This window comes from Ferrithrix thermotolerans DSM 19514 (genome assembly GCF_900128965.1).
GTDB lineage: Bacteria > Actinomycetota > Acidimicrobiia > Acidimicrobiales > Acidimicrobiaceae > Ferrithrix > Ferrithrix thermotolerans.
In genome coordinates this window covers 1-24,648 of the sequence record NZ_FQUL01000005.1, presented here as the reverse complement: position 1 = coordinate 24,648, position 24,648 = coordinate 1, and the positions used below count along the sequence as shown (strand labels likewise).

Below are 24,648 nucleotides of genomic sequence, written 5' to 3'. Positions count from 1 at the left end.
ACCAACTACAGGGGCGTTTAGGTGCTGACCACCCATCGATCCGTAGAAGTTGGCGCCGCCTTCTGTAAAGTAGCCACCATCAGCCGCCGCCATCGCATATCCTGACTCGGGAGTCAACGCATGTAAGGAATTAGTAGTATCGTCCACATAGTAAATAACTAGCTGACCAGCAGCGTTCGTCGTGGCCGTCATACCAAATAGAGAACCGGCTGGCTCGTTGTAGGTGAGTGACCTAGTTGCAACCACTGACCCTGTTATAGGATCTATCTCTACAAGGTTGTTATTACCTGCACCGTTGACTACGAGCAGGTCTCCGTTTGTCGGGTTGAGAGCAAGGCTTTGCGGAGCGTCGAGCGCAGAACCAGAGTACACTACCGACGGTGTAACCGGAGCAGTGATCGAGTTTGCATTAGGAATCGCATAGATCGTATTGTTCGAGTCGTCCGCAACATAGAGCGTATCGTTAGCATTATCAAAAACCAATCCTTGAGGACCTGCCGCCGTGTTAGCGTTGTTTCCTGAGCCAGGAATTGACGACGCCGTGGCCAAGAGAGCATATGTGGAATGAAGCGGTTGAGTGCTAGAAGTTCCACCGGCCCCAGGATTCACTCGCCAAACTCCGCCGCCGCTCCCGTTAGCGTTTCCAGCAGAGGTCCAGTAGAACGCTCCGACACCATTGACCTCGCCAAATGCTTGACCCCAAACACCCCACCAAGCTGGAGCACCTGGCGTATTAGCCGTTGTAGTATCGTTATAGACCGCGAGTCGGGTTCCAGCTGGACTTATAACGGTAATGTTGCCGTTGGCACCGGTATAGTTTCCGCCAGAGACAGCCGGACCATAGTCACCGACCCAAACGATATCGTTGTTCGGGTTAATAGCGATTGCCACAGGACCTACAACGTTGGAAGCACCCTGATAAAAAACGCTTGATGCTCCGGTTGTAGGGTTTATCTGCAAAATAGTTGTTCCTCCGCCTTGGGCTGAGGAACTGTTGAAGTTGCTTACTAGGACGTCACCCTTCACTAAATTTCCCATGGTTAGGGGCACCACTGCGACTCCATAAGGATTCATATCTCCGTTAGGAGCCATCGTGGAAGCCACATAGCCGTCGTGCAAAGAGGACAGTTGACCCTGCGCGGACGACATTTGAGACGACGCAAGCTGCGACTGCCAAAGCGTTATAGCGCTCAGTGATCCAGCTGCGCCGATCACTAGTAGAGATGCGCCCGAGAAAAACGAAAAGCTCCGGATGAGCCTTTTAGATACCGCTAATTTCAAACTTACCTCCAGTTGACTTTGACAAGACGATAGACGCCATAGACTCATACGATCTTGCAATCGAATTGGTTCAAAAATTAGTAGATGAACCAAAATAATCTCACCGTGAGAGTCATCTGGTCGGTGTGGTTTAGAGCTCCGCTGCGGTGGCCAAGAATCACCTGAGAACGAGAAGGATCGGTGTATCACAGTTCCAATATGGCGTTAGCATGGACGCTAGGAACAACGAATATTGTCCACACTCTAAATTACAATAATCAACACGGGAGACGGACTTGGCAAAGGTAACGGCGCAGAGCAGGCACACTCAAAGCAGTAAGAGAAAGGGCCCCGCATCTCGATCAGGATCCCAAAGGGGTCCGATCGCTGTCACTGTGTCGATACTAGCAGTAGCAGCTGTCTTGGTCGCCTTTTTGCTCATCAAACTCAATAGCTCTAGCACATCCCCAACCACTGGAGAACGGCCAGTTCCATCGTCGGTTCTGAACGCCATCGAGCATGTTCCCACTAGTGCACTGAACTCCGTCGGGTACAACTCAAGCGTCATACCTCCGCTTGTGACCCTTAGCGGGCAGACACCACTTATGAACTCTGGTAAGCCGGAGCTACTGTACATTGGAGCAGAGTACTGTCCATTCTGCGCTGCCGAGCGTTGGCCCACCATTGTGGCTCTCTCAAGGTTCGGGCATTTCTCGAACCTCCATCTGATGACATCCTCTGCGACCGACAGCTTCCCGAACACACCTACATTTAGCTTTTACAAGTCAACTTACTCAAGCCCATACCTATCGTTCGTGCCCGTAGAATGGGCAACAAACAAACCGACCTCCTCGTCCAATAACTTCAGCGGATACTCGATTCTTCAGACTCCCACCAAGTCCGAGTTGGCGTTATTTCAGAAATACGACACGTCGCCTTACACTACTCAAGCAGGATCTATACCCTTCTTGGACTTCGGCAATAGATTCCTACAGATCGGAGCGTCTTACCAACCACAGATTCTTGACAACTCCAGCTGGGCCACGATAGCTGGTTCCCTTTCAATTCCGCAGTCACAAACTGCGCAGGCGATAGACGCTACGGCTAACTTGGAGACCGCCGGAATCTGCGCAATAACTCATAACCAGCCCGGATCGGTCTGCGACTACCCCACCATCGCAAAGATCGAAGCCACGATGAAGGGGTAGATAGACATGCCAAGGTGGGTCGTTTATGCCCTAGGGATCCTATCCCTCGCAGGTCTTGGGGTCTCCGCTTACCTAACTGTGGCTCACTACGATACCAAGGTAGCTTTAGCATGTCCGTCTACTGCACTGATCAACTGCGAAAGAGTTACGACCTCACCCTACTCTAACGTCTTTGGAGTTCCGGTTGCAGTGTTGGGTCTTCTGTTTTACTTGGTCTTTGCAACCATCAATTTCCCGAAGGCATTTTCGATCCCAACTCTAAGCTCACTGAGGCTTGCAATGGCCTCTATGGGAGTCTTATTTGTCCTCTACTTAGTGTACGTTGAACTTGACAAAGTAGGATCGATCTGTCTATGGTGCACCTCGGTTCATCTCATAACCTTCGTCAGTTTCCTGATTATTCTCTACGCTCGGCTCACTTACCCACATACCATCGAATCCGAGCGTACGAACATTGAAGGTTAGGAAGATGAATAAAGTTCGAGACGTACGCTGATCCAAAGAGGTTGTGCTGGTCTTTCAATCATCCCCGAGACTGTAGCTCACCCATCAACCGTTCACTACCTCAACTAGAGGAGGTTCGCTTTGAGGTGCTCTAAGTCATTGGGCTCCTAAGACCCACCAAAGAACTATCCAACCTGAAAGATTACGCCTTTCTTAGATCCTTTCAGCATGGCACGACGTTCTCGTTCCGTCTTTCCACCCCATACACCCACAACTTCTCCGTTGCGCATGGCCCAGTCAAGGCAACAAAGTCGGACTTCACACCTAAGACATACCCTCTTTGCAAGCTCTTCTCGTCGTTGCCTGACCTCCTTTGACTCTTTTATCAATGCAGATTTTGGATAAAAGAGCTCCCCGTTCGATCCCTTGCATGCTGCACGCAGCCTCCAGTTACTGTCATTAGGATCCGTAGCCAACTTCCCTCTCCCATTTTTATGCAACAACTGATAGTCAGGCTACTCTCTTGCTCAAGAATTCTCAAGAGGATTTACAGGGATTTGACACAACCGTAAACTAGCATCAAGCATATGGCTCAGTTTCGCCCGGAATCACTGCTCGCTGAGATCGCCGACGATCCAAAGGTAATCTTTGTCACGGGCAAAGGAGGAGTTGGCAAAACTACGGTTTCGACTCTCTTGGTAAAGACGGCTCGAGACAGCGGCCTCCGTTGTGCTGAGATAGTCTTAGGAGACTTCGCCAAACTCGAGATCCAGGACGAAGATGAGGTTGACCTAGCTTCAGAGGATCCCGGCCCAGAACAGATGCCCAAAGACATACTCAGCGACAACGGCGACTCTAAAAAAGACACGATTAATATCGATCCCTCAGACGCACTCGTCGAGTACATGCAAGATCATGGGTTCGGAAAGGTAGCGTCACGACTGATCGCTACCGGAGTTATCGGGGTGGTGTCTACCGCCATACCGGGTATCAGAGACCTCTTACTCCTAGGAAAAATAAAACAGATAGAACGCGACCTCGACTATGATCTCTTAGTTGTTGACTCGCCGGCAACTGGTCACGCCCTTTCATTCCTAAGTTCGCCCAGCGGGCTACGAGACATCGCCAGCATCGGGCCTCTAAGGAGCCAGGCGGAAGACGTAATCGCAATGCTACAGGACCCACAAAGGGTAGGGTGTGTTATCGTCACGATACCGGAAGAGACACCGGTGGCTGAGTCGATGGAACTTCTAAATCTTTTGACGAACAAGATCGGAGTAAAGGTCACATCTGTTGTGATAAATCAGGTTATTGCTGCGGTGGGTGAAGTAGAAGAGTCAGTCCTCACTAATAACCAGGCTCATCCTTATGTAAACGCGTACAACTACAGGAAGGGTTGGACTGATCTGCAGCGACAGCACATAAATGAGATCAGTCAGATTGGCGTTACTCAGACTGTAGAGCTTCCACTTGTCTTTGAGGCTGAGTCGCCCGACGAGGTAGCTGAAGCTATATTGAAGACACTAAGGTCACAGTCACTCGAGATGACTACAAAGAGAGACAGGCACGTTTGAACGACCAAAGAGAAGGCACCCTCCTTCAGGTTATCGAGACCAAAAAGACCGTGGTAACCTTGGGTCCGGGAGGCGTGGGAAAGACAACCATATCTGCTGCTCTTGCAATTGGAGCTGCTAGGACGGGACGTAAGGTAGTAGTTGTAACCGTCGATCCTGCCAAAAGGCTAGCCAGCGCACTCGGACTTGAGTCCCTCTCGAATACTCCCACCAACATTGAATTGCCGCCTGGATCTAAAGGTACCCTGCACGCCCTCATGTTGGACGTACAGGAGACGTTCGAGAATATGGTGAAAACCTACTCATCGTCGCAGGAACAGATCGACGAGATCTTCGCCAACAAGATCTATCAGAACTTGACACAAAGCCTCTCAGGAACCCAAGAGTACATGGCCATGGAACGGTTGTGGGAGTTGCACCAGGATGAAAGCTTTGACCTTGTAGTGGTGGACACACCTCCTTCGGTCGGAGCCCTTGATCTGTTAGAGGCACCAAAGCGTCTTGTGAGTTTCTTAGACAACCGGGTCTTTCAGCTTCTCATAAAGCCAGTGCCCCTATACCTAAGACCTCTTAGCATTGCAACGAGGACGCTCCTAAAGACCATATCGAAGGTTGTTGGATCGGAGGTCGTCACTGACGCAGTCGAGTTTTTCAGAGCGTTCTCCGGAATCGAGGAAGGCTTCAAAGCTCGAGCTCTGGAGATCGGAGAGATTCTTGCGAGCGAAAACACCTGCTTCATCGGAGTCACCTCCCCTCAGTCACTTGCCCTTAAGGAGACCGTGGAACTAAACCGACGCCTCATAGAGGGTCGGCTCAGCCTTTCGGCTCTCATTGTGAATCGGTTGACGCCTCAGTTTACCCAGGAGTCAAACTTACAAAAAGATAACGACCTCTCTGCCACTCTCCAGGGTTCTAACGACGCACTCGCAGTCCTTGAGGAGAACTTCAAAGCACTTCAACGCTCAAGGAAAGACGAAGTATCGCGAGTTGAAAAGAGGCTTGTGGACTTATTCCAGGTGCCTTTTATCTTCATAGACAACCAGCAGGAAGAGGTGTCTACCGCTGCGGCCCTGGACAGACTCGGTCGCAAGATCCTAAGCTAAATGCCTATCTCCAAACAGTGATCTGACTGCACGGATCGTCCAATCAAGGTGACAACCGCCTCTGATTGCACTACTCTGTCTAGGTGAGCAAAGTAATGATAGTTTCCGACAGCACCGAGACCAGGGCGGAGATAGCGTCTCACCTCAGCCTCATCGAGGTGCAGATCATCGAAGTAGCCTCCGGTAAAGACGTTCGTAGCTACGTTGAGAGACACGAACCGGATCTAGTCATCTCAGATATGCAAGTTGGCAGCATGGGGGGCTACGCGATCGTTATGGATCTGCGACTCGAAGAGTCTGGAGGTCGACAAGGACACACCCCAGTACTCCTGCTTCTCGACAGGCGGGCAGACGTCTTTCTTGCGCGCAGGTGCAGAGCCGAGGGGTACTTGGTCAAGCCCATATCAGGAATTAGGCTAAGAAAAGCAGTAGCCGCACTACTAGAAGGTAGAACCTTCGAAGACAGCGCTTTTAGGCCGATCGAAACCTCGGCTCGCTAGAATGTGTCGAAGGTACGGGAAGTAGCGCAGTTTGGCAGCGCGCAGCGTTCGGGACGCTGAGGCCGCGGGTTCAAATCCCGCCTTCCCGACCATCCCTCGATACCATAGGTAATCTACCTCTAGGTCAAAAGACTACGTGGGGATCTGGATTTCTTGAAACCTCATTGTGAATAGGTGCAGCTGATTCACTATCCCCAACAGATCCGATATACACAACTCCTGACAACAGATGTGCTAGGGTAACGTAGTCCTTAGCTAGACAACATCTATATGATCTACGGCTAGAAGGACCGAACAACTATGAGCTACATCGTGAAATTTGATCAGCCTTCAACCTATGGTCTTGAGTCATCACCGGTCGCTGACACTCTCGCCGGTTTACGCGCAAACGAAGCTCGCTATCTCAAAAATAAGTACGGGCATGAACTAGAGGTCACGCAAGCGACGAAGGCGAAGGATACCTTAATTTGGGTCAACACTATATTCAAGAACGAAAAAGACATAGCAATCTTGTCACGCCCTCTACAGGCGTCAAGTTTTGATATAGAAAGCATCCATTTTGCCTATGTCTTTTACGAGAATGGACTAGCAGCCAACGTTATGTACTCTGCTGACGATAAAGGAAAGAGAGCGGTTGGATTAAAGCTTTCCGAAGGAATGGAGACTCCACCGGAGTTAGCAGCTAAATTCAAGTTTGCTCGTCAGAGATCTAGACTTGCAGGAACTATCAGGGGTTCATACTTTATCATTAAGGGCGAGTATCCTTGGCGCTAAAGAGGACTTAGTGCGCCATATCTCTCGCTATCTAAATCTTGGAACTCCCGAGTTCAGGGCTGAGCTGATAGGACTAGCCGTTCCCACACTTGTCTCGCTCATAGCCGAGCCGGTATTTTTGCTAGTCGACTCGGTAATCGTGGGGCACCTAGGTACAACCGCCTTGGCTGCCTTGGGCGCCGCTGGAGCAATAATCACTCTCATAAACGCCACCTTCATCTTCCTGACGTACTCAACCACATCTTTAGTGGCAAGAAGTTTAGGACAGGACAGTCCGGCGGAGGCGAGGAAGTGGGCTGCGAGCAGTATGGTACTCGCTCTATGCGTAGGTATCAGCGTCTCTGCTCTGGCGTATCTCTCAGAGAACTCTCTTTTAGGCCTTGTCGGTACCCCTACAAACGTGTTAGCGGATGCCAGGACCTACCTAAACGTATCTCTCCTAGGCGTACCTGCTACTTTACTAACGTACAGCGCCCTAGGCTCTCTTCGTGGCTTTAAGATGATCTCGCATTCCGCAAAGATTCAGGTTGCTGGATATGTTCTAAATGCGGTACTGGACTACTCCTTAGTATTTGGCGCTCGACTTGGAATTTTGGGGGCTGCCGTCGGGACAACAATCGTACAATTTTTAGTGGCTGCCTCTTATCTATACACGACGGCCACTGCCATGTCCTTTTCTTCTCTGTCTATGCGAACAGTCATCGGTTCTCTCAGATCCTCATTACGCCACGGTAGCGGACTGACCCTCAGAACCATAACCCTTCGTCTAGCCATCCTACTTGCCACATGGGTTGCTGCAAAAATGGGGTCCACAAGCCTCGCCGCTCAGCAGGTTCTATCAAGCATATGGACCTTCGCTGCCTTCGCACTCGACTCCGTTGCCATCGCTCTTCAAGTCATCGTTGGGCATAGCATCGGCGCTAAGGACACCGAGAAGACCAGAACGTTTACAAGGTGGGGTATGAACTGGTCCCTTGTAATAGGTGTGGCATTGGCCATCCCGTTAGTAGTTCTTCGAGTCCCACTCTCTCACGCCTTTACAACATCAAAGATATTGCAACACGTCATCTCGCACACTCTTATAGTCGTCTCTGTTTTGCAGCCTCTCGCTGGTCTGGTCTACTTGCTTGATGGTGTACTAATAGGCTCTGGAGACGGAGACTTTTTGGCGTTAGCTGGAGCAGTTTCAACCGCAGCTTTCGTTCCAGCCGCACTATTGGTTCACTATCTGCACCCCAGCCTTGACTGGCTCTGGCTTGCTTATGGCTGGTTTATGTTCTGTCGATTTCTGACTTTAGGCTGCAGAGAACGAGGAGATGCATGGATAACGAGGCACTAAACGACCGATGAGCTTTGTCTGCTATCGCTAATTGGTCCTGGTAAGTAGATCGCATCAAGGTGGCGTCATAAACTTAAATCAAAGTGATTGGGGAACAAGCATCATACAAAGGTTCCTTTCGAAATAAGGTGTGACATATAATCACCAAATAAGTCGCCGTCGAATACCAGCTAGTGTAAGTGGTTAATATGTCGCTGAGAGGTTGGGGACGGCCGTCGGGGGCGAGTATCCGAAACGCCCAGTTCACCTGCTAGCCACCTCGGTCATATCCACATGCAGATTCTGTTAGCGTATCCACAGCGAGAGACCGCAAGATAAGTCACACAGATCAAGGGGATAATAGAGGCGAGAGCTCAACGAGGGAGCCCTGGACATAACCCACCATCTCACTTAGGTCTTTGACTTGCTTTTTGGCTTTTCAAGCGGCCAAGGCATAACACAACTTGTACTGGGTTCAAGGAAGTTAGAAACCGGTACCAAACGCCAACAAATACCTACAATCACGACTTCTCGAAAGCTCCTCGGACGTCATTTTGCTGGAGTGTGAAAATACATAGACGCCCACACACCTCGAGGCGATCTGACATCTTTCATTCAGTAGTTAGCAGGCTCTCCATGGTGATCTGTAAGTGAAGAGGTCTCGGTAGCCTGATGATGCTGGACCACGTTGAAGTACTAAAACAGCTTAGGGCTCCTCACCTGAATATGTGATGCTTCGATCGAGATTGGAGGAGGGCGAGAACCGAAATCACCACTCCATTTGTCTATCGAAGTTTGACCTTCACGTAAGACAGGATCGATAGGACGTCACTACCCAGATACAATGCTATCGTTTTCATCCCTACAGTGTCATTACTTAGACAACTTACCAAGAGATATGAGCGTCTCTGCGATCTGGACTGCATTCAGCGCCGCTCCTTTGCGCAAGTTATCGCCTACTACAAAGAACGCCAAAGAGTTAGGTGCCGACCTATCGACCCTAACCCTTCCGACTAGCACCTCATCTCGTCCGGCACTGTAAAGAGGTGTTGGAACCGGGTCATAGAGAACACCTATTGTGGCACCAAGAGCTTCGATCGCTTCATCGTGGTCTGGAGCGTTATCGAACTCCGCAACTATGGATATACCGTGACCGGTAAACACCGGTACCCTGACGCACGTGGCCGACACAGCCAAGGATTTAAGTCCTAGTATCTTCTTGGACTCATTTACAAACTTGAGTTCTTCGGTGGTCTCGTGGTCAACAAAAGATCCGGCGTGGGGTATCACATTTGCCGCAATGGTGGTGGGAAATACCTTATGGGAGGGGAATTTCACGGCTTTACCATCAAACGATAACTCCCCCAACGAAGATCCAGCTGATTCAAGTTGCTCTAAAAGCTCTTCGACACCCGCTCTACCTGCACCTGAAACAGCCTGATAAGTAGATGCGACAACGCGCCTAAGTCCATATAGATCGTGCAGTGTCTTGAGCGGAAGCATCGCCACCATAGTGGTGCAGTTAGGGTTTGCAATAATCTTAGAGGAACTCTCCCTTAGGATATCGCCGTTTACCTCAGGAACAACCAGAGGAACCTCGCCATGCATTCTCCAGGCCGGCGAGTTGTCTATGACTAAGCTACCTGCCTGGGCAACCTTAGGCGCCAGCACCTTAGATGCTGACGCACCAGCTGAGAAGATGCAAACGTCGAGTCCATCAAAAGAGGCTTTGTGAGCATCTTCCACAAGTACACTTTCCCCTCGAAAATCCAGCTTGCTACCTGCCGATCGTGATGAGGCAAAGAATCTGATCTTGGATATCGGAAAGGAACGTTCTATCAGGATAGAACGGATCACGGATCCAACCTGGCCAGTAGCGCCAAACACTCCAACACTGTACATTCGTGCCCCTTTTATAGTTCAAATGCGCTGTGGAGTGCCACCACAGCTGCCTCTAACTGTGATTCCCTCACAACACAAGATATTCTGATCGCCGATGTAGATATCATCTCAATATTGATTCCCTCTCTGGCCAAGGTCTCAAAGACGGTGGCGGTTACGCCGGGATGCGACTTCATCCCCGCACCCACGAGAGAGACTCGACCTATCTCGGCGTCTCCATAGACAGCCTCTGCTCCTATCTGCTGTGCTACTTTCTCTGTCACCTCTAGAGCAGTCTCCATATCTTGCCTTGGTGCCGTGAAAGATATATCGGTATGGCCATCGATCGATATGTTTTGCACGATCATGTCAACATTGATCCCTCGATCGGCTATTGCTCTAAAGATCTGAGCCGCCACACCTGGCTTGTCTGGAACCTTGGTCAGCGTTATCTTGACCTCTTGAGCCTCGTGACTGATCGCCGAGACCACAGCTTGCTCCATCGTTTCATCCTCCTCTTTCACCCACGTGCCTGGCTCCCAGGTGAAGCTAGATCTAACGTGAAGGGGAACGTTGTAGTTTCTAGCGAACTCAACCGACCTCAGAGCTAGTACCCTTCCTCCGGAGGACGCCAGCTCAAGCATCTCCTCAAAGGAGATCGCACTTAGCTTCTTGGCGTTCGGCACCACCCTTGGATCTGCAGTAAAGACTCCAGAGACATCGGTATAGATCTCACAAACAGAAGCCCCAAGCGCTGCTGCTAGCGCCACTGCTGTTGTATCTGACCCTCCCCTGCCTAAGGTTGTGACGTCCTTCGCTGTTGAGACTCCCTGAAAGCCTGCTACGACAGGAACTTTGCCCTCCGAGATCGCTTTGCACAAACGCTCTGCCTTGATATCGAGTATCTTTGCCTTCATGTGGGCAGTGTCGGTGATAATACCAGCCTGCGAACCGGTGAATGAGACCGCTTCTACCCCTAGGTCAGCCAAAGCCATACACAACAGAGACATAGAGATACGCTCTCCAGCAGAGAGCAACATATCCATCTCTCTTGGAGTCTGCCTTTTTGAGACCTGGTCTGCCAGGTGGATCAGGTCGTCTGTCGTCTTGCCCATCGCAGACACTACGACTACCACGTCTTTGCCCCCGCGCCTGGTACGCGCCACGTGATCTGCTACCGCAGCTATTCGCTCTGAGTCACCGACCGAAGTTCCACCGTATTTCTGCACCAATAAGGTCACGCACATACGCTAATCGCTCTGATGGCTAACTACTGATAAGAGCGAAGATATCAATGACGGTAGATTCGTGAAAACAGCGACTAGTTTTGCTTGAGTGCCAAGCGCTAAACGACAAAGAATACGAGAGAATCAACAAAGAGTCCGTGCCCAGCAAGAGGCTCTAAAGAAGAAGAAAGCAATCAAGAGACGCTCCATACAGATCGGTGCCTTCGTTATTCTGGCTCTGGTCATAATCTACTTCCAAGTCAGAGGCTCTTCTTCTGCCAAGACGACGAAGACTAACGTCTCCGTTGCGGATGAAAGCGGAACTGTATGTCCTGCGATCAATGGAAGCTCACCGCGCATTACACACTTCAAAAAAGCCCCTGTGATGTGTATCAACACGGCTCTCAACTACAACGCAACCGTCAAGACAACGGCGGGTACCTTTGTCATGTCGCTAGACGCCAAACAGTACCCTGTCACCACCAACAACTTCGTCTTTCTCGCCCGATACCATTTTTACGATGGACTCAAGTTCTTCCGGGTGATACCGACATTTGTAATTCAAGGTGGTGATCCTCTCAACAATGGAACCGGCGGACCTGGATACAGCTTTGGAGGAGAGTATCCCAAGGCTGGACAGTACAAACTGGGAACCGCAGCCATGGCTAACACCGGCCAACCCAACAGTAACGGGAGTCAGTTCTTTATCGTCTCGGGTTCTCAGGGTGAACAACTTCCTCCGAGCTACTCGATCTTCGGTCAGGTTACCAAAGGGATAAACGTGGTTGAAAAGATCTCCAACGCAGGAACGCCGCAAGGCACTCCGGTAAAGGAGTACAAAATCATATCTGTCACCATAAGTCAAAGCTAAGGCAAGTCAACTCTGCAAGGAGGAACAATGTTCGGATCGAAGAAAAACTATGAACCACCACAGTTCGATGGGTCTTCACCCAAGGTATCAAACTTCAACGCCCCGCCTTCGTTTATTATCTCCGAGGACAAAACCTATCGAGCCGAAATAGATACTAACCTTGGGCGAATGGTTGTGGACCTTTACGCAAAGAAGGCTCCACTAACGGCAAACAACTTCGTGTTCCTAGCCCTTTACCACTACTACGACGGTCTAACCTTTCACCGGATTATCCCGGGATTTGTAGTTCAAGGAGGTGACCCCTCTGGAAACGGAACCGGAGGTCCCGGCTACCGGTTTCGAGATGAACTACCCTCTGAGGGAGACTACGAGATCGGCACCTTGGCGATGGCCAACGCTGGGCCCAATACGAACGGAAGTCAGTTCTTCATCGTCTCAGGTCCTTCTGGCGTCGACCTGCCTCCGCTCTACTCGATCTTTGGAAAGGTTGTAGAAGGGCTCGATGTGGTCTCCGCCCTAGACGCCAAAGGAACTCCGAGCGGCAAGCCGATCGAAGCGTGCTTCATGAAGACAGTGACGATAACGGTATTAGATAACTAAGTCACCCTCGACGAGGTTGATCCCACTCACATCCAGTTCTTAGAGTTTAGGTAAACGTCGTCTTAGTGCCGGTAGATCGCCGCCTGAGACACGTCCACCTTCATATTTTCTGCCAATGCTTCAAGCTCGGTCGCTTTACCATCTAGGAAAACTTCAGCGGCCTTCTTGCCTATCTCTCGGAGAGAGCCATCAGGCATTCTCATAACCGCTGCGCCCTCAGCAACTCCAAGCACAGGGATACCCGGTGGTGCCAGTCGAAGGGTGCGTTCTCTACGTTCTGCTGGGTAGTTATCAAAGTGCGGCACAAACGCCACAGGAGAGATGAGACCGAGTCCCACGGTGAAGGCGCCACCACGCGGATCAGCCATTGGATCGCTAAGTACCATAGCGCCTGCAGACGAACCGGCTAATACTGCTCCTTTTTTGTAGGCGTAGAGCATAGCTCCCCACACGAGAGAGTCTTTGAGTACCGAACGAAGATGAAGCGGCGATCCTCCTGAGAGGTAAATGAAAGACGACTCAGCTACTTCGTCGGCGTATCTTCTGTTCATGGCGTCGGAACGATCCAATACCATCACACCTCTAACCGAAGCATCAAGCTCAAAAAAGTGTGCTTTAGCAGTGGCAACCGCTCTCTCCGGCAGCTCGTACGCTGCGGCTGTGGGGAGGACCAAGACCTCATCACCCCTGGAGTACCTGAGTAGCTCTTGATCCAGCTCGACACAGTCTCCCCGCCATTCTCCCCCTCCAACCAGGCAGAGAACCCCAGTAGGGTTTTCTTCATTCATGAACCTCTCCCACTCCTAAGACTACTTCGTTATAATAGTGAACCTCGTCTCCCTTGCGGACATGCAAGCGACGCCCGACAACTCGTTACATTTCGGTCCTTAGAGTTTCGACCCCCGGCACTTCAATCTCCCAGTAGTCAAAGCTCAAGTCCTTACTAAAGCTACACAACAAATAAACGTAGCTGCCCAAGTTGCTTCTCTTAAGACATGGGCATTTTATGCTTCGTCTGCCTGCGAGTTGATCGCCTACCTTTACGAACTTGAGCCATCGACAACCCCTAAGAACGAAAGCTGTAATTGGAGTGCGGTTCAGCCTCCACCGTGAATACTTTGCCAATCAGCAACAGTTCAAGTCAGCAGATCTGTCTCAGAGATATGACCGTTGCGCCCCTGAGTCCTTGGTCGCCAACTGCCTTGAACTGTAATAAAGCGCCCGATAGGCTATTTTTGACATCATGGTGATAAGAAGGGTTGGAGTAGTTGGCTCTGGAATCATGGGGGCTGGAATAGCTGAGGTTGCCCTGTTGAATGGTTACGAGGTAACCTTGCGGTCTCGGCAGACCATTAGCGCCAACGCCATGAGAGAGACGATCAGTCGCTCCTTCAAGAAGCTAGTTACAAAAGGGAGTATAACCGAGACCGGTGCTGAAGAGGCGCTATCGAGGCTGGCAACTACGACTGAGATGGGCGACCTGGCGGAAGTCGATCTGATAGTCGAGTCGGTAGTCGAAGATCTCGAAACCAAAAAGGAACTCTTTCAAAGACTCGACAGCCTTTGCAAACCCGAGACGATCTTTACATCAAACACATCCACGCTACCCATCGTTGAGTTGGCCTGTGCAACAAAGAGAGCCGAACAGGTATGTGGGCTTCACTTCTTCAACCCAGCTCCCAAAATGAAGCTGGTTGAGGTAGTCGCTCCAATCACAGCCTCGACAAAGACTTTGGACGTAGCATCTGAGTTCGCAATCTCTTTGGGGAAGGAACCCGTGAGGGTAAAAGATGAAGCTGGATTCGTCGTCAACGCTCTGTTATTCCCTTACCTTAACAGCGCTGTATACCTACTTGAGCGCAGAGTTGCGTCCATGGAGGAGATCGATAGGTCGATGCAGCTAGGGTGTGGATTCCCCATGGGTCCGTTTCAGCTCCTTGATCTTGTGGGGCTCGACACATCTTTGAGCATTCTTGAGGCCTTACACAAAGAGTCACGGTCCCCGGCCACGGTACCAGCACCCACCCTAAGACGCCTTGTGGCAGCGGGTCGTCTCGGAAAAAAGACGCAACGCGGCTTTTACGACTATAACTGATAGGTATCGGGTGCAAAAGGAGCAAGCTATGAACGAGGGGACCGACTCAGAGATTCGACGCCAAAAAGACACCCCCTGGGTGATGCGGACCTACTCCGGACACTCCAGCGCCAGGGCTTCTAATGAGCTTTACAAGACTAACCTAGCCAAGGGACAGACCGGGCTTTCGATCGCATTTGATCTTCCGACACAGCTAGGATACAACCCCGACCACCCTCAAGCACGAGGTGAGGTCGGAAAAGTAGGCGTTCCTGTTGTGCACATTGGACACATGCACGAGCTTTTCGACGGCATTCCCATCGAGAAGATGAACACTTCCATGACCATAAACGCAACGGCTCCGTGGCTGTTAGGACTCTATCTTGCACTAGCTAAAGAGCAAGGTGTCTCCTATGAGGCGTTATCAGGAACCACTCAAAACGATATTGTGAAGGAGTATCTTTCGAGGGGAACGTTTATCTTTCCACCAAAGCATTCAAGCAGGCTAACTGTGGACATGATCGCCTACACGGTCAGGAATGTGCCAAAATGGAACCCGATAAACGTTTGCTCCTACCATCTACAGGAGGCTGGGGCAACCTCATCCCAAGAGATTGCATACTCTCTGGCCACAGCCATATCCATTCTTGATGCTTTGAAGGATAGCGGAAAGGTATCTGAGACTGAGTTTCCGAAGGTCGTCGGCCGGATATCTTTCTTCTGCAACTCTGGTATCCGATTCATAGAAGAAAACGCCAAGATGAAGGTGTTCACGCGGCTATGGGACAAACTTACCCTAGCACGTTACGGAGTATCCGACCCCAAGTACCGTAGGTTTCGATACGGGGTCCAAGTCAACTCTTTGGGCCTAACCGAATCTCAACCAGAAAACAACGTCGCCCGTATCACACTCGAGGCTCTTGGGGTCACACTTTCTAAAGAGGCTCGTGCACGAGCGCTTCAGCTCCCTGCATGGAATGAAGCTATTGGGCTACCACGACCCTGGGACCAGCAGTGGTCCCTCCGAGTTCAGCAGATTTTGGCTTACGAGACCGACATCTTAGAGTACGGCGATATTTTCGAGGGATCGCACGTTATGGAGTCTCTAGTCGCCGAGATAGGCGCCGCAGCTGAGGCCGAACTGGAGGAGATTCTCCTCTCTGGCGGAGTATTCCAAATGATAGAAGAACTAAAGTCTCGACTGGTTAGAAGCCAGTCGGAGAGAACCGCAAAGATCGAAAACAGAGAGATCACCGTAGTTGGAGTAAATCGCTTTACCGAGTCAGAGCCCTCCCCACTTAGCACTCCAGATGGGGATCACTTCCTTGTTGCAGACAAAAATGCAGAGTCCGAATTGATAGAGGATGTTCTTAGATGGAAACGGCGAAGGTCGCGACGTGAGTTCGAGCGAGCCAAGATGGCGCTTTACAAGGCCGCCCAGTCCGAGGAAAACATTATGGAGCCTACGATCGCCTTCGCCTTGGCAGGAGGCACTACCGGAGAGTGGGCAGACCTACTCAGAGAGGTGTTTGGTGAGTATAGGGCGCCCACAGGGGTAGCGGGTGGGGTTGGCCAAAGACAGGCATCACTTGCTCACATAGCCAAAAAGGCCAGAGCTTTGCAAGGCGGTCCACCACGGCTACTCGTAGCCAAACCCGGCCTTGACGGTCACTCCAACGGTGCCGAACAAATAGCCGTGGCTGCGAGGGACGCAGGGTTCGAGGTAATTTACGAAGGTATCCGCCTCACCCCAAGACAGATAGCCGTGGCTGCGAGGGACGAGGACGTCGACATCGTCGGCGTCTCTATCCTCTCAGGATCACATCTTGAGCTAATATCGGAGCTGACGACACACCTTAGAGAGCTCAAGATCGATCCCCCGTTAGTCGTGGGCGGAATCATTCCCGATGTAGATCGCGAAGCTCTACTCAACCTAGGCGTTAGAGCTATCTATACGCCAAAGGACTACAGGATCGCCGATATGCTACAAGAGATGCTTGATCTGGTCGTAGATCGGCGCCAGGATCACGCTTAGAAACATCTGTAAACACAGACAATAATAGCGAGATAGTGTTTAGTTAGTGAGATATGTTTCCGACACACCAAGTATGAAAACGAGAGTAGTCGTCCTCACCTTTGCCAGCGCTGCCGTCATTGTCTCTGTAGTCGGCTACAACTTGCATAGATTGGATTTCCTATACCTCTCGACGGCACTGGCACTTCTTGGTTCAGTTGTGGGCGTCTTCGTTCCCCGCACAGAGAGTCAAAAAGCTCGAATAGAAACGGAAACGGGCTCTAAAACCACTCCTTCTGCAGAAAAAACCAGTCCTGCAGAAGTAGCACCGGGCGACTATCTACAGCGTAGCGAGAGCGAGGAGGTGAACTGGGAGGGGATATCGGATCCAGTGACGGGCATGCTAAACGACCTGTTCTTCGCTGGCCTCATTGGCACCAAGGTAGCGACCGCTCGTCGAAGACTGTGGCCTGTCTCCATAGCGTTGCTGCACGTGACGTTCGGATCACAGGTCACCGATAAGGCTGAAGAGAACCAGGCATCCAAGGAGTTCGCCGATACCATCATGGCTACGATCAGAGATGCAGACGTCGCATGTCGGCTATCAAGGAAGACCTTTGCACTTCTTCTTGATGACACCGACGAAGACGGAGCCGCCTGGGCTTCCGAAAGAATTCAGCTTGCGCAGGCACGAAAGGGCGACTCTCTCATAGCGAAGGTGTCGGCTGGAGTAGCGAGCTACCCAAGTCATGGGATCGAACCCACAGAGATACTGACCAAGGCTCGCGAGGCTCTTGAAAAAGCTGTGAACAATGCGGATTTGCCAGGACTCGGATTAGTCATAGTGGCTCCTCAACGACCGCTTTAGACCCGAACTACCAAAGACTGTACACGGCCCCAGTTTCTTAGGCGAAACAGGGGTCGTAGCGAGACTTCAAGGGTCACAATAATGGGACGTCTTTAGTATCGATGGGGACGTGCACGGCCCACCGAGACCGGGGCGTTCCACCACCGTGAGGAGAACCTCCAAAAGGTAGGGTCAGCTTGCTGCTTTACCGTCTTGTCGGTCTGTCTTGCTCTTCTCGTCATCTCAATAGCGGACAGAACAACCGCTATCTCCTCTTCCTCTAAGAGTTCAAAGTTATATGAGTTCATCTCCACCTTTTCCTACAGGGGGACGTTCCCGTGTTTGCGTTTCGGTAGCTCCTCACGTTTGGACCTAAGAACTCGCAACGAACGAATCAAGATACGTCTAGTCTCTGCAGGGTCGATCACATCGTCAACAAAACCTCTCTCTGCCGCAACGTAAGGATTTGCATACCTCTCACTGTACTGCTCAACTAGCTCCTTACGCCTAGCCTCAGGGTCTGCAGCAGCAGCTAGCTCACGCCTGTGTACTACCTCCACGGCTCCCTGCGGCCCCATAACTGCGAGCTCCGCTGAGGGCCACGCAAAGGCGAAGTCGGCTCCAACCGACTTCGAGTTCATGACGACGTAGGCACCTCCATAGGCCTTTCGGGTTATTACCTGCACACGTGGTACAGTCGCCTCGCAGTATGCGTAGAGCAACTTAGCTCCGTGACGGATAATTCCTCCGTACTCCTGATCCACGCCGGGCATAAAGCCTGGAACATCTACGAATGTAACGATAGGGATGTTGAACGCATCGCAGGTTCGAACAAAGCGAGCTGCCTTCTCAGAGGAGTCTATATCTAGTACCCCTGCAAGAACCGAAGGCTGATTACCCACCACACCTACCACATGACCGTCTAGGCGCGCAAAGCCACAGGTTATATTCATCGCCCAATATGGGTAGTACTCAAAGTACTCTCCGTTATCTACTATCTCTGAGATCACCGCCTTCATGTCGTAGGGCTGATTTGAAGAAGCTGGGATCATGTCTCGCAACGTCGTGGTCAAACGTTCAGGGTCGTCGGTAGGTTCTTCGTAGGGTGGTTCTTCTAGGTTGTTGGACGGAAGGAACCTAAGGAGATACTTGACTTCATCGAGACATTCTTTTTCATCATCTAAAACGAAGGTAGCCACACCCGACTTCGTGGCGTGGCTCATAGCCCCACCGAGTTCTTCAAGCGTAACCTCTTCCCCTGTAACAGTTTTTACAACATCGGGACCGGTGATGAACATATGAGAGGTCTCTTTCACCATGAATATAAAGTCTGTCATCGCCGGTGAGTAGACAGCGCCTCCAGCACAAGGACCCATGATGACAGATATCTGGGGAATCACGCCAGAGCTAGCTACATTACGACGAAATATACCGCCATATGAGTGCAGAGATACGACGCCTTCTTGAATCCTGGCGCCTGCTCCGTCGTTGAGGCCGATCATAGGGACACCGACAGACGCCGCAAGATCCATTACCTTATGGATCTTTTCTGCAAAAACCTCGCCTAGAGCGCCTCCAAAAACCGTAAAGTCCTGCGCAAACACGCACACTTGTCGCCCCTCGATGGTCCCAAATCCAGTTATCACACCGTCTGTGTAGGGGCGACTCTCTTCGAGTCCCATCCCATGTGCTCTATGGCGTGCCAGCATATCTAACTCTTGGAAAGAGCCCTCATCCAACAGGTAGTCAAGACGCTCTCTAGCTGTCATCTTCCCCTTTGCGTGCTGCCTCTCAACAGCAGCAGGTGAACCGGCGTTTAGAGCCTCTTGTCTCCTTCTTTCAAGTTCTGCTAGTCTTTCGGACATGAGATGTTCTGCCATAGATTCAAAGGCTACCAACCCAAAGGTGTCTTTGAATTCGCAACTGCATACCTGTCCGCAAAATTCTTGTTTTTAAGCTACCTTTTTTAAGTTTCTCCTACATTCACCACTACCAGTGATTTTTTCTGTACTCTAAGTAGTACAATTTTAGGTATGAGAGATCTTGGGTATCATTATGGATTAGTGAGTAAACTTCAAGGAACAGACTTTCTTCCAACAATCGACGAAACCCTAATATACCTTCAAAACGATCCATCCATGGATGACCTCTTATATGTCGGAGGCTCCATTACGCCAAAGTCTCTTATCGCTGGTTATACAAAGGGCGTATTCCCGATGAGAATTGGAGACGAAGAAGAGGAGTTTATCGGATGGTTCTCTCCCTGCACGAGGGCGATCATGCATTTACATCCCGAGAAAACCGATCTACAGATCAAGATCCCCAAGTCTTTGAGAAAAGAGATCAGGCGTCTAGTTGTAAGAACGGACACAAGATTCTCAGACGTCTTAAGGCTATGTGCCTCAATCAGATCCGAGGGAAACTGGATCGACGAAGAGTACATCAAGGTGTACGAGTCGCTGTTCGAGGCTGGTTACGCCCATAGCTATGAGGTCTACGATTCTTCTAACGACAATGAGTTAGTAGGGGGACTCTTTGGTATTGGCGTTGGTCAACTGTTCTCAGGAGAGTCGATGTTTCACATCACACCCAACGCCTCTAAGGTCGCTTTCGTATACCTAGTACAGGATCTCCGTGCCAAAGGGTTCAAGATCCTCGACGGGCAGTGGCCAACACACCACCTGCGATCTCTGGGCATGACAGAGATGCCACGAGATGAGTATCTAACGCTCCTAAAGGAGATCTTTAATCCAAACAATCCGCTTTATTGATAATAAGTTCATCCAAAGTTGAGGTGTTGGAACAGGAGTTGGGCGATCCACCCTCTATATGGCGACCATTCCTCACTGATCTCCCTGATTTGAGCTTCTGCAACAGGTGACTGGAGGGTGTACAGCTTTGCGACTATCTTTTTCAGACCAAGATCCCCTGAGGGAAACACATCTTGATATCCAAGGCCGCGCAAAAGTACATACTCTGCGGTCCATCGCCCCACTCCAAAGTAGGCTGTGAGTCTTTGTACGGCAACGTCGTAGCCGACTGAGGCTAACTCCTCAAGGATCAGATCACCTGAGCAGATGGCCTCCGCAGTCTCTATGAGCGCTCGTGCTTTGGTATTCGAGAACTGCAGCGCACGCAAGTCGCTGATGGTAAGTGAGGCTACCTCACTCGCTATCGGAGCACAGGGGACGACTCCGCTTTCCGTCGAGAGCACCTTTGACCCAATCATCTGGTGCAACCGCAGTAAAAGCGTCTTTGCAAACGCCACGTTTACCTGCTGGCAGGCGATAGCCCAGAGGAGTGAGTCGTAAGGATCTAGATACATAACGGGACGTACCACTCCGTGACGAAGAAATAGACCTTGAAGCGCCGGATCTTTATGAAGTAGGTCCCGGAGCCCAAGGGGGACTCTTGACGTAAAGAATGTCTCTTCAACCCTACTCTTTAGTTTCTTGAGATCGACTTCGTCGATCTCCGATCCTTGCACCTCTATCACTACCGGCGAGCCAGGTTCGCTTTGTGAAACCGATAGTAACGCGTATCCTGCACCTTTAGGCGGTAGCCTAATCGCCTTCAAAATGGTTGCTCCTGCAACTACATCAAAGACGTAACCAGGAGCATTTTGCATATAGGAAGCCGCAACAGAAAGATCGAAACTTTCATCTGCCTCAAGCTCTAATGTACGCATCACCTTGTTGCTGCTCTTAGTCGATGGAGAGATCTTCCACTAAAAGCCAGCCTTTACACAACACCCTAGGGGCGCCCATAGCTACAGTGCTTCGACAATCAGAGCGTCACCTTGTCCGCCGCCTCCGCAAAGTGCAGCGGCTCCAATCCCTCCACCTCTTCGGCGAAGTTCCATGAGGAGAGTTAGAGCCAGTCTCGTGCCTGAAGCACCGATGGGGTGTCCAAGAGCTATCGCACCGCCATTGACGTTTACCACATCGTCGGGAATGGACAGTGCCTCCATAGACGCCAGCGCTACAGCAGCGAAAGCCTCATTGATCTCGAACAGGTCGATATCACTTACCACACTCGAGATCTTATGTAGAGCTTTAGAGATAGCGTTAGACGGCTGATACAGTAAAGATGTATCAGGGCCTGCAACCTGCCCATAAGAGAGAACTCGACCCAGGGGGCGTTGACCTAGTTGTTCAAGTACTCTCTCTGAGACCACGACCACAGCCGCCGCTCCGTCTGAGATCTGAGACGCGTTACCAGCGGTAACTGTTCCATCTGCCGAGAACGCCGGCTTGAGTTTCGCAAGCGTATCAGCTATCGTACCAGGACGAACACCTTCGTCAACCTCAACAACAGTCGGATCACCCTTTCGATTAGGGACCGTTACCGAGACGATCTCTTCCGCAAAGCGCCCCGACTTAATCGCAGAGGCTGCACGCTCGTGAGAGTTAGCTGCAAACTCATCTTGCCGCTGACGAGTTATCGATGGGGTATCTCGCCTTACATATCGATCGGTAGACAGCCCCATCGCTTCATGCTCGAAGGAACAGGTTAGACCATCGTGCAACGTAGCATCCAAGAGCTGCGCGTCACCGTATCTAAATCCCTGACGAGCCTTGGGGAGAACATGAGGTGCGTTAGTCATAGACTCCATACCCCCCGCCACGACTATGTCAGCCTCCCCCGCTCCAATCAGAAGATCAGCAAGGTGAATAGCGTTTAGACCCGAGAGACACACCTTGTTAACCGTGGTAGCGGGAACCGACATCGGGATCGAAGCAAGCACCGCTGCCTGACGAGCCGTTATCTGCCCCTGTCCTGCCTGGAGCACCTGGCCCATGTACACATAGTCCACCTGCTCCGGAGAGATACCTCCACGGCGGAGAGCCTCCTTTATTGCAAAACCTCCGAGCTCCATTGCGCTAAAGGAGCTAAGAGATGACGACAGCTTGCCTATAGGGGTGCGTGCACCTGAGAGAATATATGATCCGGACATAGCCACTCCTTGGAAATTACCCTTTAGAGGATATCACATTGCCTTCGATCTAAGTAAACATAGCCCATCTTGTAAAACTTATTCCCCTCTGTCTCAGGCTAAGGCAACGAAACCACAGCGTCGAACCGATCGAATCTACAAGGGGAGGGTGGGCGTTCCGATGATTCTAACAATTCCACAATTTTTTCCCTTTATCCATAGTTATTTACCTCCTCTCCCTCATTCTCCTTGACTTATCGAGAAAATGGCGTCCCGCTTTGTAGGTGGAATCGGGCAGCCTCTAACAAAACGTCCAGGGAAGGAAACTTCAACGCAAAGGCTATACCTAATAAACAATGGTTATTAGCAGAGAGATAATCAAATAACGCCGTCGACGCACCTGCGAGGTGAACCAAGAACATAGAGCGATCGGTGCTCGTCCACTTGACCATATAGCCTCTCAAAAAACTTCGCAGATAACTCATCTCAAAGTCTTTGTATTGTGTATAGTTTCATCTAGGTCACGTCGTGACCTAACCTGTATCTAAAGTTAGAGCTACGTAGGGGGAATTTCATATGAAATTACTTGCAAGGACTATCACGGAGGAGTAGTAGCTCTTGTCTTGTCGATACTTAGTATCGTCTCTGTTTTGGGCTTAGGGGTGGGAGACGGCATGTCTCTTACCGCTGCCATAACTTCTCCAAAGTTACTAGTTGGCGGAGGTGGATGTGCAGGATCTACCTTATCGCCAGGTGTTGGATTTGCCCCTGGTGGATATCTCTGTTCTTCATCTAATGGTTACACCTTTATTATGCAAGGAGATGGAAACCTAGTTGAATATAACTCTTCGAGTCACGCGCTTTGGGCCTCCGATACATCTGGTGAACCTGGCAACTATGTGATTATGCAAAGCGATGGGAACCTGGTCATCTACTCGTCTTCAGGTCAACCACGCCGGGTTAGTGGTACTTACGGAATAGGTGGAGTATCGACTTATCTGTCTCTTCAAGGTGACTCAAACGTCGTAATATATGACTCATCTGGTGCTATCTGGGCTGTTAGGTGGTTTTCTCCACAAAGTTACGCTCAAGAGATAATGTGGCTCTATTGACACTCATGTGGATGGAATTGCCGTTTCCCAGGGAAGCTTCAAGTCAATCGGTCCGAGAAGCTAGCATCTCTAGTACGAGGGTAGCCTTGGCGGAGTGAGACCCATACGAGCGGGCAATGATGGAGCGAACTCATGCGTTGAGTCCCTCGACGCTCCCGTTGGATACCCCGAGTATGATGGAGGCAAGTATCCCGTCCCGATGAGTTCGGATGGTTTTTAATAACCGGATGAAGCTCGATAGTCGTGAGCGTGAGGCTCGCCTGCACCAGCGATCCAGCATCTCATTCACCTCGTCGATCTCGAGGTCACCAGCAAAGATCGCCCGTAAGGACTCCTTCATCTCATAAGCTCGCCACAGGGCTCCCCCTCGTTGTTCGATGGCGACGAGGGCTAGTCCTTGGCGCTTGGTCAGGGTTCCTGGATTCTTCAACAACGCCCACCGTGCCTCGGTGAACTTACGGGCATAGACAGGAGAGGGAGGCTTTCTCATCTTCCGCCAAAGGTCTTTGCGTACCTCTTCGAGGGCCTCAGTTCTGAAACTTAACCACATGCAATGGATCGAGACAGATCCAAAGCGTTAGGTGCCTTCTCTCCAAAGGCCTTGGCAAAGTCTCAGACCGTGATCCATTGTGGCTGCCTTGATCTTGGTGGTTCGCTCTTTTCCCAGGTCATCGAAGAATTCATCTAGACTCTTCGCACTTTTCCCTCTGCTTGCGTTTACGATCTTGCCGGTTTCGTGGTTGGTGACAAGCGTGAGGTAGTTGTGACGTTTGCGATAACTGATCTAATCGACCCCGAGAATGAAGAGATCATCAAGGCGGTTGGGATCGAGCTCCTCGGCGACGACTCGTTCACAGATCGTCCCTAGGCGTACGCCAGGCGACTCTTAGCAGTTTGGTCATGCGT

At 50.9% G+C, this 24,648-nt stretch carries 25 protein-coding genes, 1 tRNA gene and 1 pseudogene; 17 read left to right on the top strand and 10 right to left on the bottom strand.

Annotated elements, in window-relative coordinates; translation table 11 throughout:
* Window positions 1–1,281, bottom strand: a 1,281-nt coding sequence (locus BUA24_RS12405) for an NHL repeat-containing protein (protein WP_218587391.1), incomplete at its 3' end; no start/stop codon positions are given.
* 275 nt (window positions 1,282–1,556) lie between these two features.
* Here BUA24_RS12405 and BUA24_RS02880 point away from each other — a divergent pair.
* A complete protein-coding gene (locus BUA24_RS02880; RefSeq protein ID WP_084660128.1) occupies window positions 1,557–2,468 on the top strand; it encodes a DUF929 family protein in 912 nt (303 codons plus the stop codon).
* Between the two features lie 6 nt (window positions 2,469–2,474).
* Window positions 2,475–2,933, top strand: coding sequence for a vitamin K epoxide reductase family protein (locus BUA24_RS02875; RefSeq protein WP_072788570.1), 459 nt, complete (start codon window positions 2,475–2,477; stop codon window positions 2,931–2,933).
* A 164-nt stretch (window positions 2,934–3,097) separates the two neighbouring features.
* Here BUA24_RS02875 and BUA24_RS02870 read toward each other — a convergent pair whose 3' ends face one another.
* Window positions 3,098–3,388: a WhiB family transcriptional regulator gene (locus BUA24_RS02870; protein ID WP_072788568.1), complete on the bottom strand. Its 291-nt coding sequence runs from the start codon at window positions 3,386–3,388 to the stop codon at window positions 3,098–3,100.
* Window positions 3,389–3,499: 111 nt separating this feature from the next.
* Between BUA24_RS02870 and BUA24_RS02865 the strand changes: the two genes are divergently transcribed.
* The 6 genes from BUA24_RS02865 (at window position 3,500) to BUA24_RS02840 (ending at window position 8,202) form a co-directional block, all read left to right on the top strand.
* Window positions 3,500–4,486, top strand: a complete 987-nt coding sequence (locus tag BUA24_RS02865) for an ArsA family ATPase (RefSeq protein WP_072788566.1) — start codon at window positions 3,500–3,502, stop codon at window positions 4,484–4,486.
* On the top strand, window positions 4,483–5,589 hold the full coding sequence (locus BUA24_RS02860) for an ArsA family ATPase (protein ID WP_072788564.1): 1,107 nt from the start codon (window positions 4,483–4,485) through the stop codon (window positions 5,587–5,589). The genes BUA24_RS02865 and BUA24_RS02860 overlap by 4 nt, the downstream gene beginning before the upstream one ends.
* A gap of 83 nt (window positions 5,590–5,672) precedes the next feature.
* Window positions 5,673–6,089: a response regulator gene (locus BUA24_RS02855; RefSeq protein WP_143146357.1), complete on the top strand. Its 417-nt coding sequence runs from the start codon at window positions 5,673–5,675 to the stop codon at window positions 6,087–6,089.
* Between the two features lie 15 nt (window positions 6,090–6,104).
* Window positions 6,105–6,181: transfer RNA gene (locus BUA24_RS02850), tRNA-Pro, on the top strand.
* Window positions 6,182–6,389: 208 nt separating this feature from the next.
* Window positions 6,390–6,863 carry a phage tail protein gene (locus tag BUA24_RS02845; RefSeq protein ID WP_072788561.1) on the top strand — a complete coding sequence of 158 codons (474 nt, stop codon included), beginning with the start codon at window positions 6,390–6,392 and terminating at the stop codon, window positions 6,861–6,863.
* Between the two features lie 10 nt (window positions 6,864–6,873).
* Complete coding sequence (locus tag BUA24_RS02840) at window positions 6,874–8,202, top strand: MATE family efflux transporter (RefSeq protein WP_072788559.1); 1,329 nt, start codon at window positions 6,874–6,876, stop codon at window positions 8,200–8,202.
* A gap of 852 nt (window positions 8,203–9,054) precedes the next feature.
* Here the strand turns inward: BUA24_RS02840 and BUA24_RS02835 are convergent.
* Both BUA24_RS02835 and BUA24_RS02830 read right to left on the bottom strand, forming a co-directional pair.
* Window positions 9,055–10,083, bottom strand: a complete 1,029-nt coding sequence (locus BUA24_RS02835) for an aspartate-semialdehyde dehydrogenase (RefSeq protein WP_072788557.1) — start codon at window positions 10,081–10,083, stop codon at window positions 9,055–9,057.
* 11 nt (window positions 10,084–10,094) lie between these two features.
* Window positions 10,095–11,303 carry an aspartate kinase gene (locus tag BUA24_RS02830; RefSeq protein WP_072788555.1) on the bottom strand — a complete coding sequence of 403 codons (1,209 nt, stop codon included), beginning with the start codon at window positions 11,301–11,303 and terminating at the stop codon, window positions 10,095–10,097.
* Between the two features lie 94 nt (window positions 11,304–11,397).
* On the opposite strand from BUA24_RS02830, the gene BUA24_RS12905 reads away from it, so the two are divergent.
* Both BUA24_RS12905 and BUA24_RS02820 read left to right on the top strand, forming a co-directional pair.
* On the top strand, window positions 11,398–12,159 hold the full coding sequence (locus BUA24_RS12905; RefSeq protein ID WP_245790271.1) for a peptidylprolyl isomerase: 762 nt from the start codon (window positions 11,398–11,400) through the stop codon (window positions 12,157–12,159).
* A gap of 27 nt (window positions 12,160–12,186) precedes the next feature.
* Window positions 12,187–12,759 (top strand): peptidylprolyl isomerase, encoded by a 573-nt coding sequence (locus BUA24_RS02820; RefSeq protein ID WP_072788554.1) that lies wholly within the window; start codon window positions 12,187–12,189, stop codon window positions 12,757–12,759.
* A gap of 62 nt (window positions 12,760–12,821) precedes the next feature.
* On the opposite strand, the gene BUA24_RS02815 is transcribed toward BUA24_RS02820, so the two are convergent.
* Window positions 12,822–13,547 carry a Type 1 glutamine amidotransferase-like domain-containing protein gene (locus BUA24_RS02815; RefSeq protein WP_072788552.1) on the bottom strand — a complete coding sequence of 242 codons (726 nt, stop codon included), beginning with the start codon at window positions 13,545–13,547 and terminating at the stop codon, window positions 12,822–12,824.
* Window positions 13,548–13,807: 260 nt separating this feature from the next.
* Between BUA24_RS02815 and BUA24_RS12780 the strand changes: the two genes are divergently transcribed.
* The 4 genes from BUA24_RS12780 to BUA24_RS02800 all read left to right on the top strand — a co-directional run bounded on the left by BUA24_RS12780 (window position 13,808) and on the right by BUA24_RS02800 (window position 17,715).
* Complete coding sequence (locus BUA24_RS12780; RefSeq protein WP_218587390.1) at window positions 13,808–13,972, top strand: hypothetical protein; 165 nt, start codon at window positions 13,808–13,810, stop codon at window positions 13,970–13,972.
* A gap of 30 nt (window positions 13,973–14,002) precedes the next feature.
* On the top strand, window positions 14,003–14,854 hold the full coding sequence (locus BUA24_RS02810; RefSeq protein WP_072788550.1) for a 3-hydroxyacyl-CoA dehydrogenase family protein: 852 nt from the start codon (window positions 14,003–14,005) through the stop codon (window positions 14,852–14,854).
* Between the two features lie 28 nt (window positions 14,855–14,882).
* A complete protein-coding gene (locus BUA24_RS02805) occupies window positions 14,883–16,868 on the top strand; it encodes a protein meaA (protein ID WP_072788548.1) in 1,986 nt (661 codons plus the stop codon).
* A 73-nt stretch (window positions 16,869–16,941) separates the two neighbouring features.
* Complete coding sequence (locus tag BUA24_RS02800; protein WP_072788547.1) at window positions 16,942–17,715, top strand: diguanylate cyclase domain-containing protein; 774 nt, start codon at window positions 16,942–16,944, stop codon at window positions 17,713–17,715.
* Window positions 17,716–17,807: 92 nt separating this feature from the next.
* Here BUA24_RS02800 and BUA24_RS02795 read toward each other — a convergent pair whose 3' ends face one another.
* Entirely contained in the window at window positions 17,808–18,002 is a 195-nt protein-coding gene (locus BUA24_RS02795) for a hypothetical protein (RefSeq protein ID WP_143146356.1), read from the bottom strand.
* A gap of 12 nt (window positions 18,003–18,014) precedes the next feature.
* Window positions 18,015–19,574, bottom strand: coding sequence for an acyl-CoA carboxylase subunit beta (locus BUA24_RS02790; protein WP_245790269.1), 1,560 nt, complete (start codon window positions 19,572–19,574; stop codon window positions 18,015–18,017).
* A gap of 183 nt (window positions 19,575–19,757) precedes the next feature.
* On the opposite strand from BUA24_RS02790, the gene aat reads away from it, so the two are divergent.
* Entirely contained in the window at window positions 19,758–20,465 is a 708-nt protein-coding gene (gene aat, locus BUA24_RS02785; RefSeq protein ID WP_178138679.1) for a leucyl/phenylalanyl-tRNA--protein transferase, read from the top strand.
* A gap of 8 nt (window positions 20,466–20,473) precedes the next feature.
* On the opposite strand, the gene BUA24_RS02780 is transcribed toward aat, so the two are convergent.
* Together BUA24_RS02780 and BUA24_RS02775 are read right to left on the bottom strand one after the other, a co-directional pair.
* Window positions 20,474–21,382 carry a DNA-3-methyladenine glycosylase family protein gene (locus BUA24_RS02780; protein WP_072788543.1) on the bottom strand — a complete coding sequence of 303 codons (909 nt, stop codon included), beginning with the start codon at window positions 21,380–21,382 and terminating at the stop codon, window positions 20,474–20,476.
* 81 nt (window positions 21,383–21,463) lie between these two features.
* Window positions 21,464–22,651 carry an acetyl-CoA C-acetyltransferase gene (locus BUA24_RS02775; RefSeq protein WP_072788541.1) on the bottom strand — a complete coding sequence of 396 codons (1,188 nt, stop codon included), beginning with the start codon at window positions 22,649–22,651 and terminating at the stop codon, window positions 21,464–21,466.
* Window positions 22,652–23,253: 602 nt separating this feature from the next.
* Between BUA24_RS02775 and BUA24_RS02770 the strand changes: the two genes are divergently transcribed.
* The gene (locus BUA24_RS02770) at window positions 23,254–23,742 is read left to right on the top strand and encodes a hypothetical protein (protein WP_084660124.1); all 489 of its coding nucleotides are present in this window, start codon (window positions 23,254–23,256) and stop codon (window positions 23,740–23,742) included.
* A gap of 130 nt (window positions 23,743–23,872) precedes the next feature.
* Here the strand turns inward: BUA24_RS02770 and BUA24_RS02765 are convergent.
* Window positions 23,873–24,466, bottom strand: a pseudogene (locus BUA24_RS02765) (ISL3 family transposase).
* A 12-nt stretch (window positions 24,467–24,478) separates the two neighbouring features.
* Here BUA24_RS02765 and BUA24_RS13100 point away from each other — a divergent pair.
* Window positions 24,479–24,610 (top strand): hypothetical protein, encoded by a 132-nt coding sequence (locus BUA24_RS13100; protein ID WP_272867274.1) that lies wholly within the window; start codon window positions 24,479–24,481, stop codon window positions 24,608–24,610.
* Window positions 24,611–24,648: the final 38 nt, after the last annotated feature.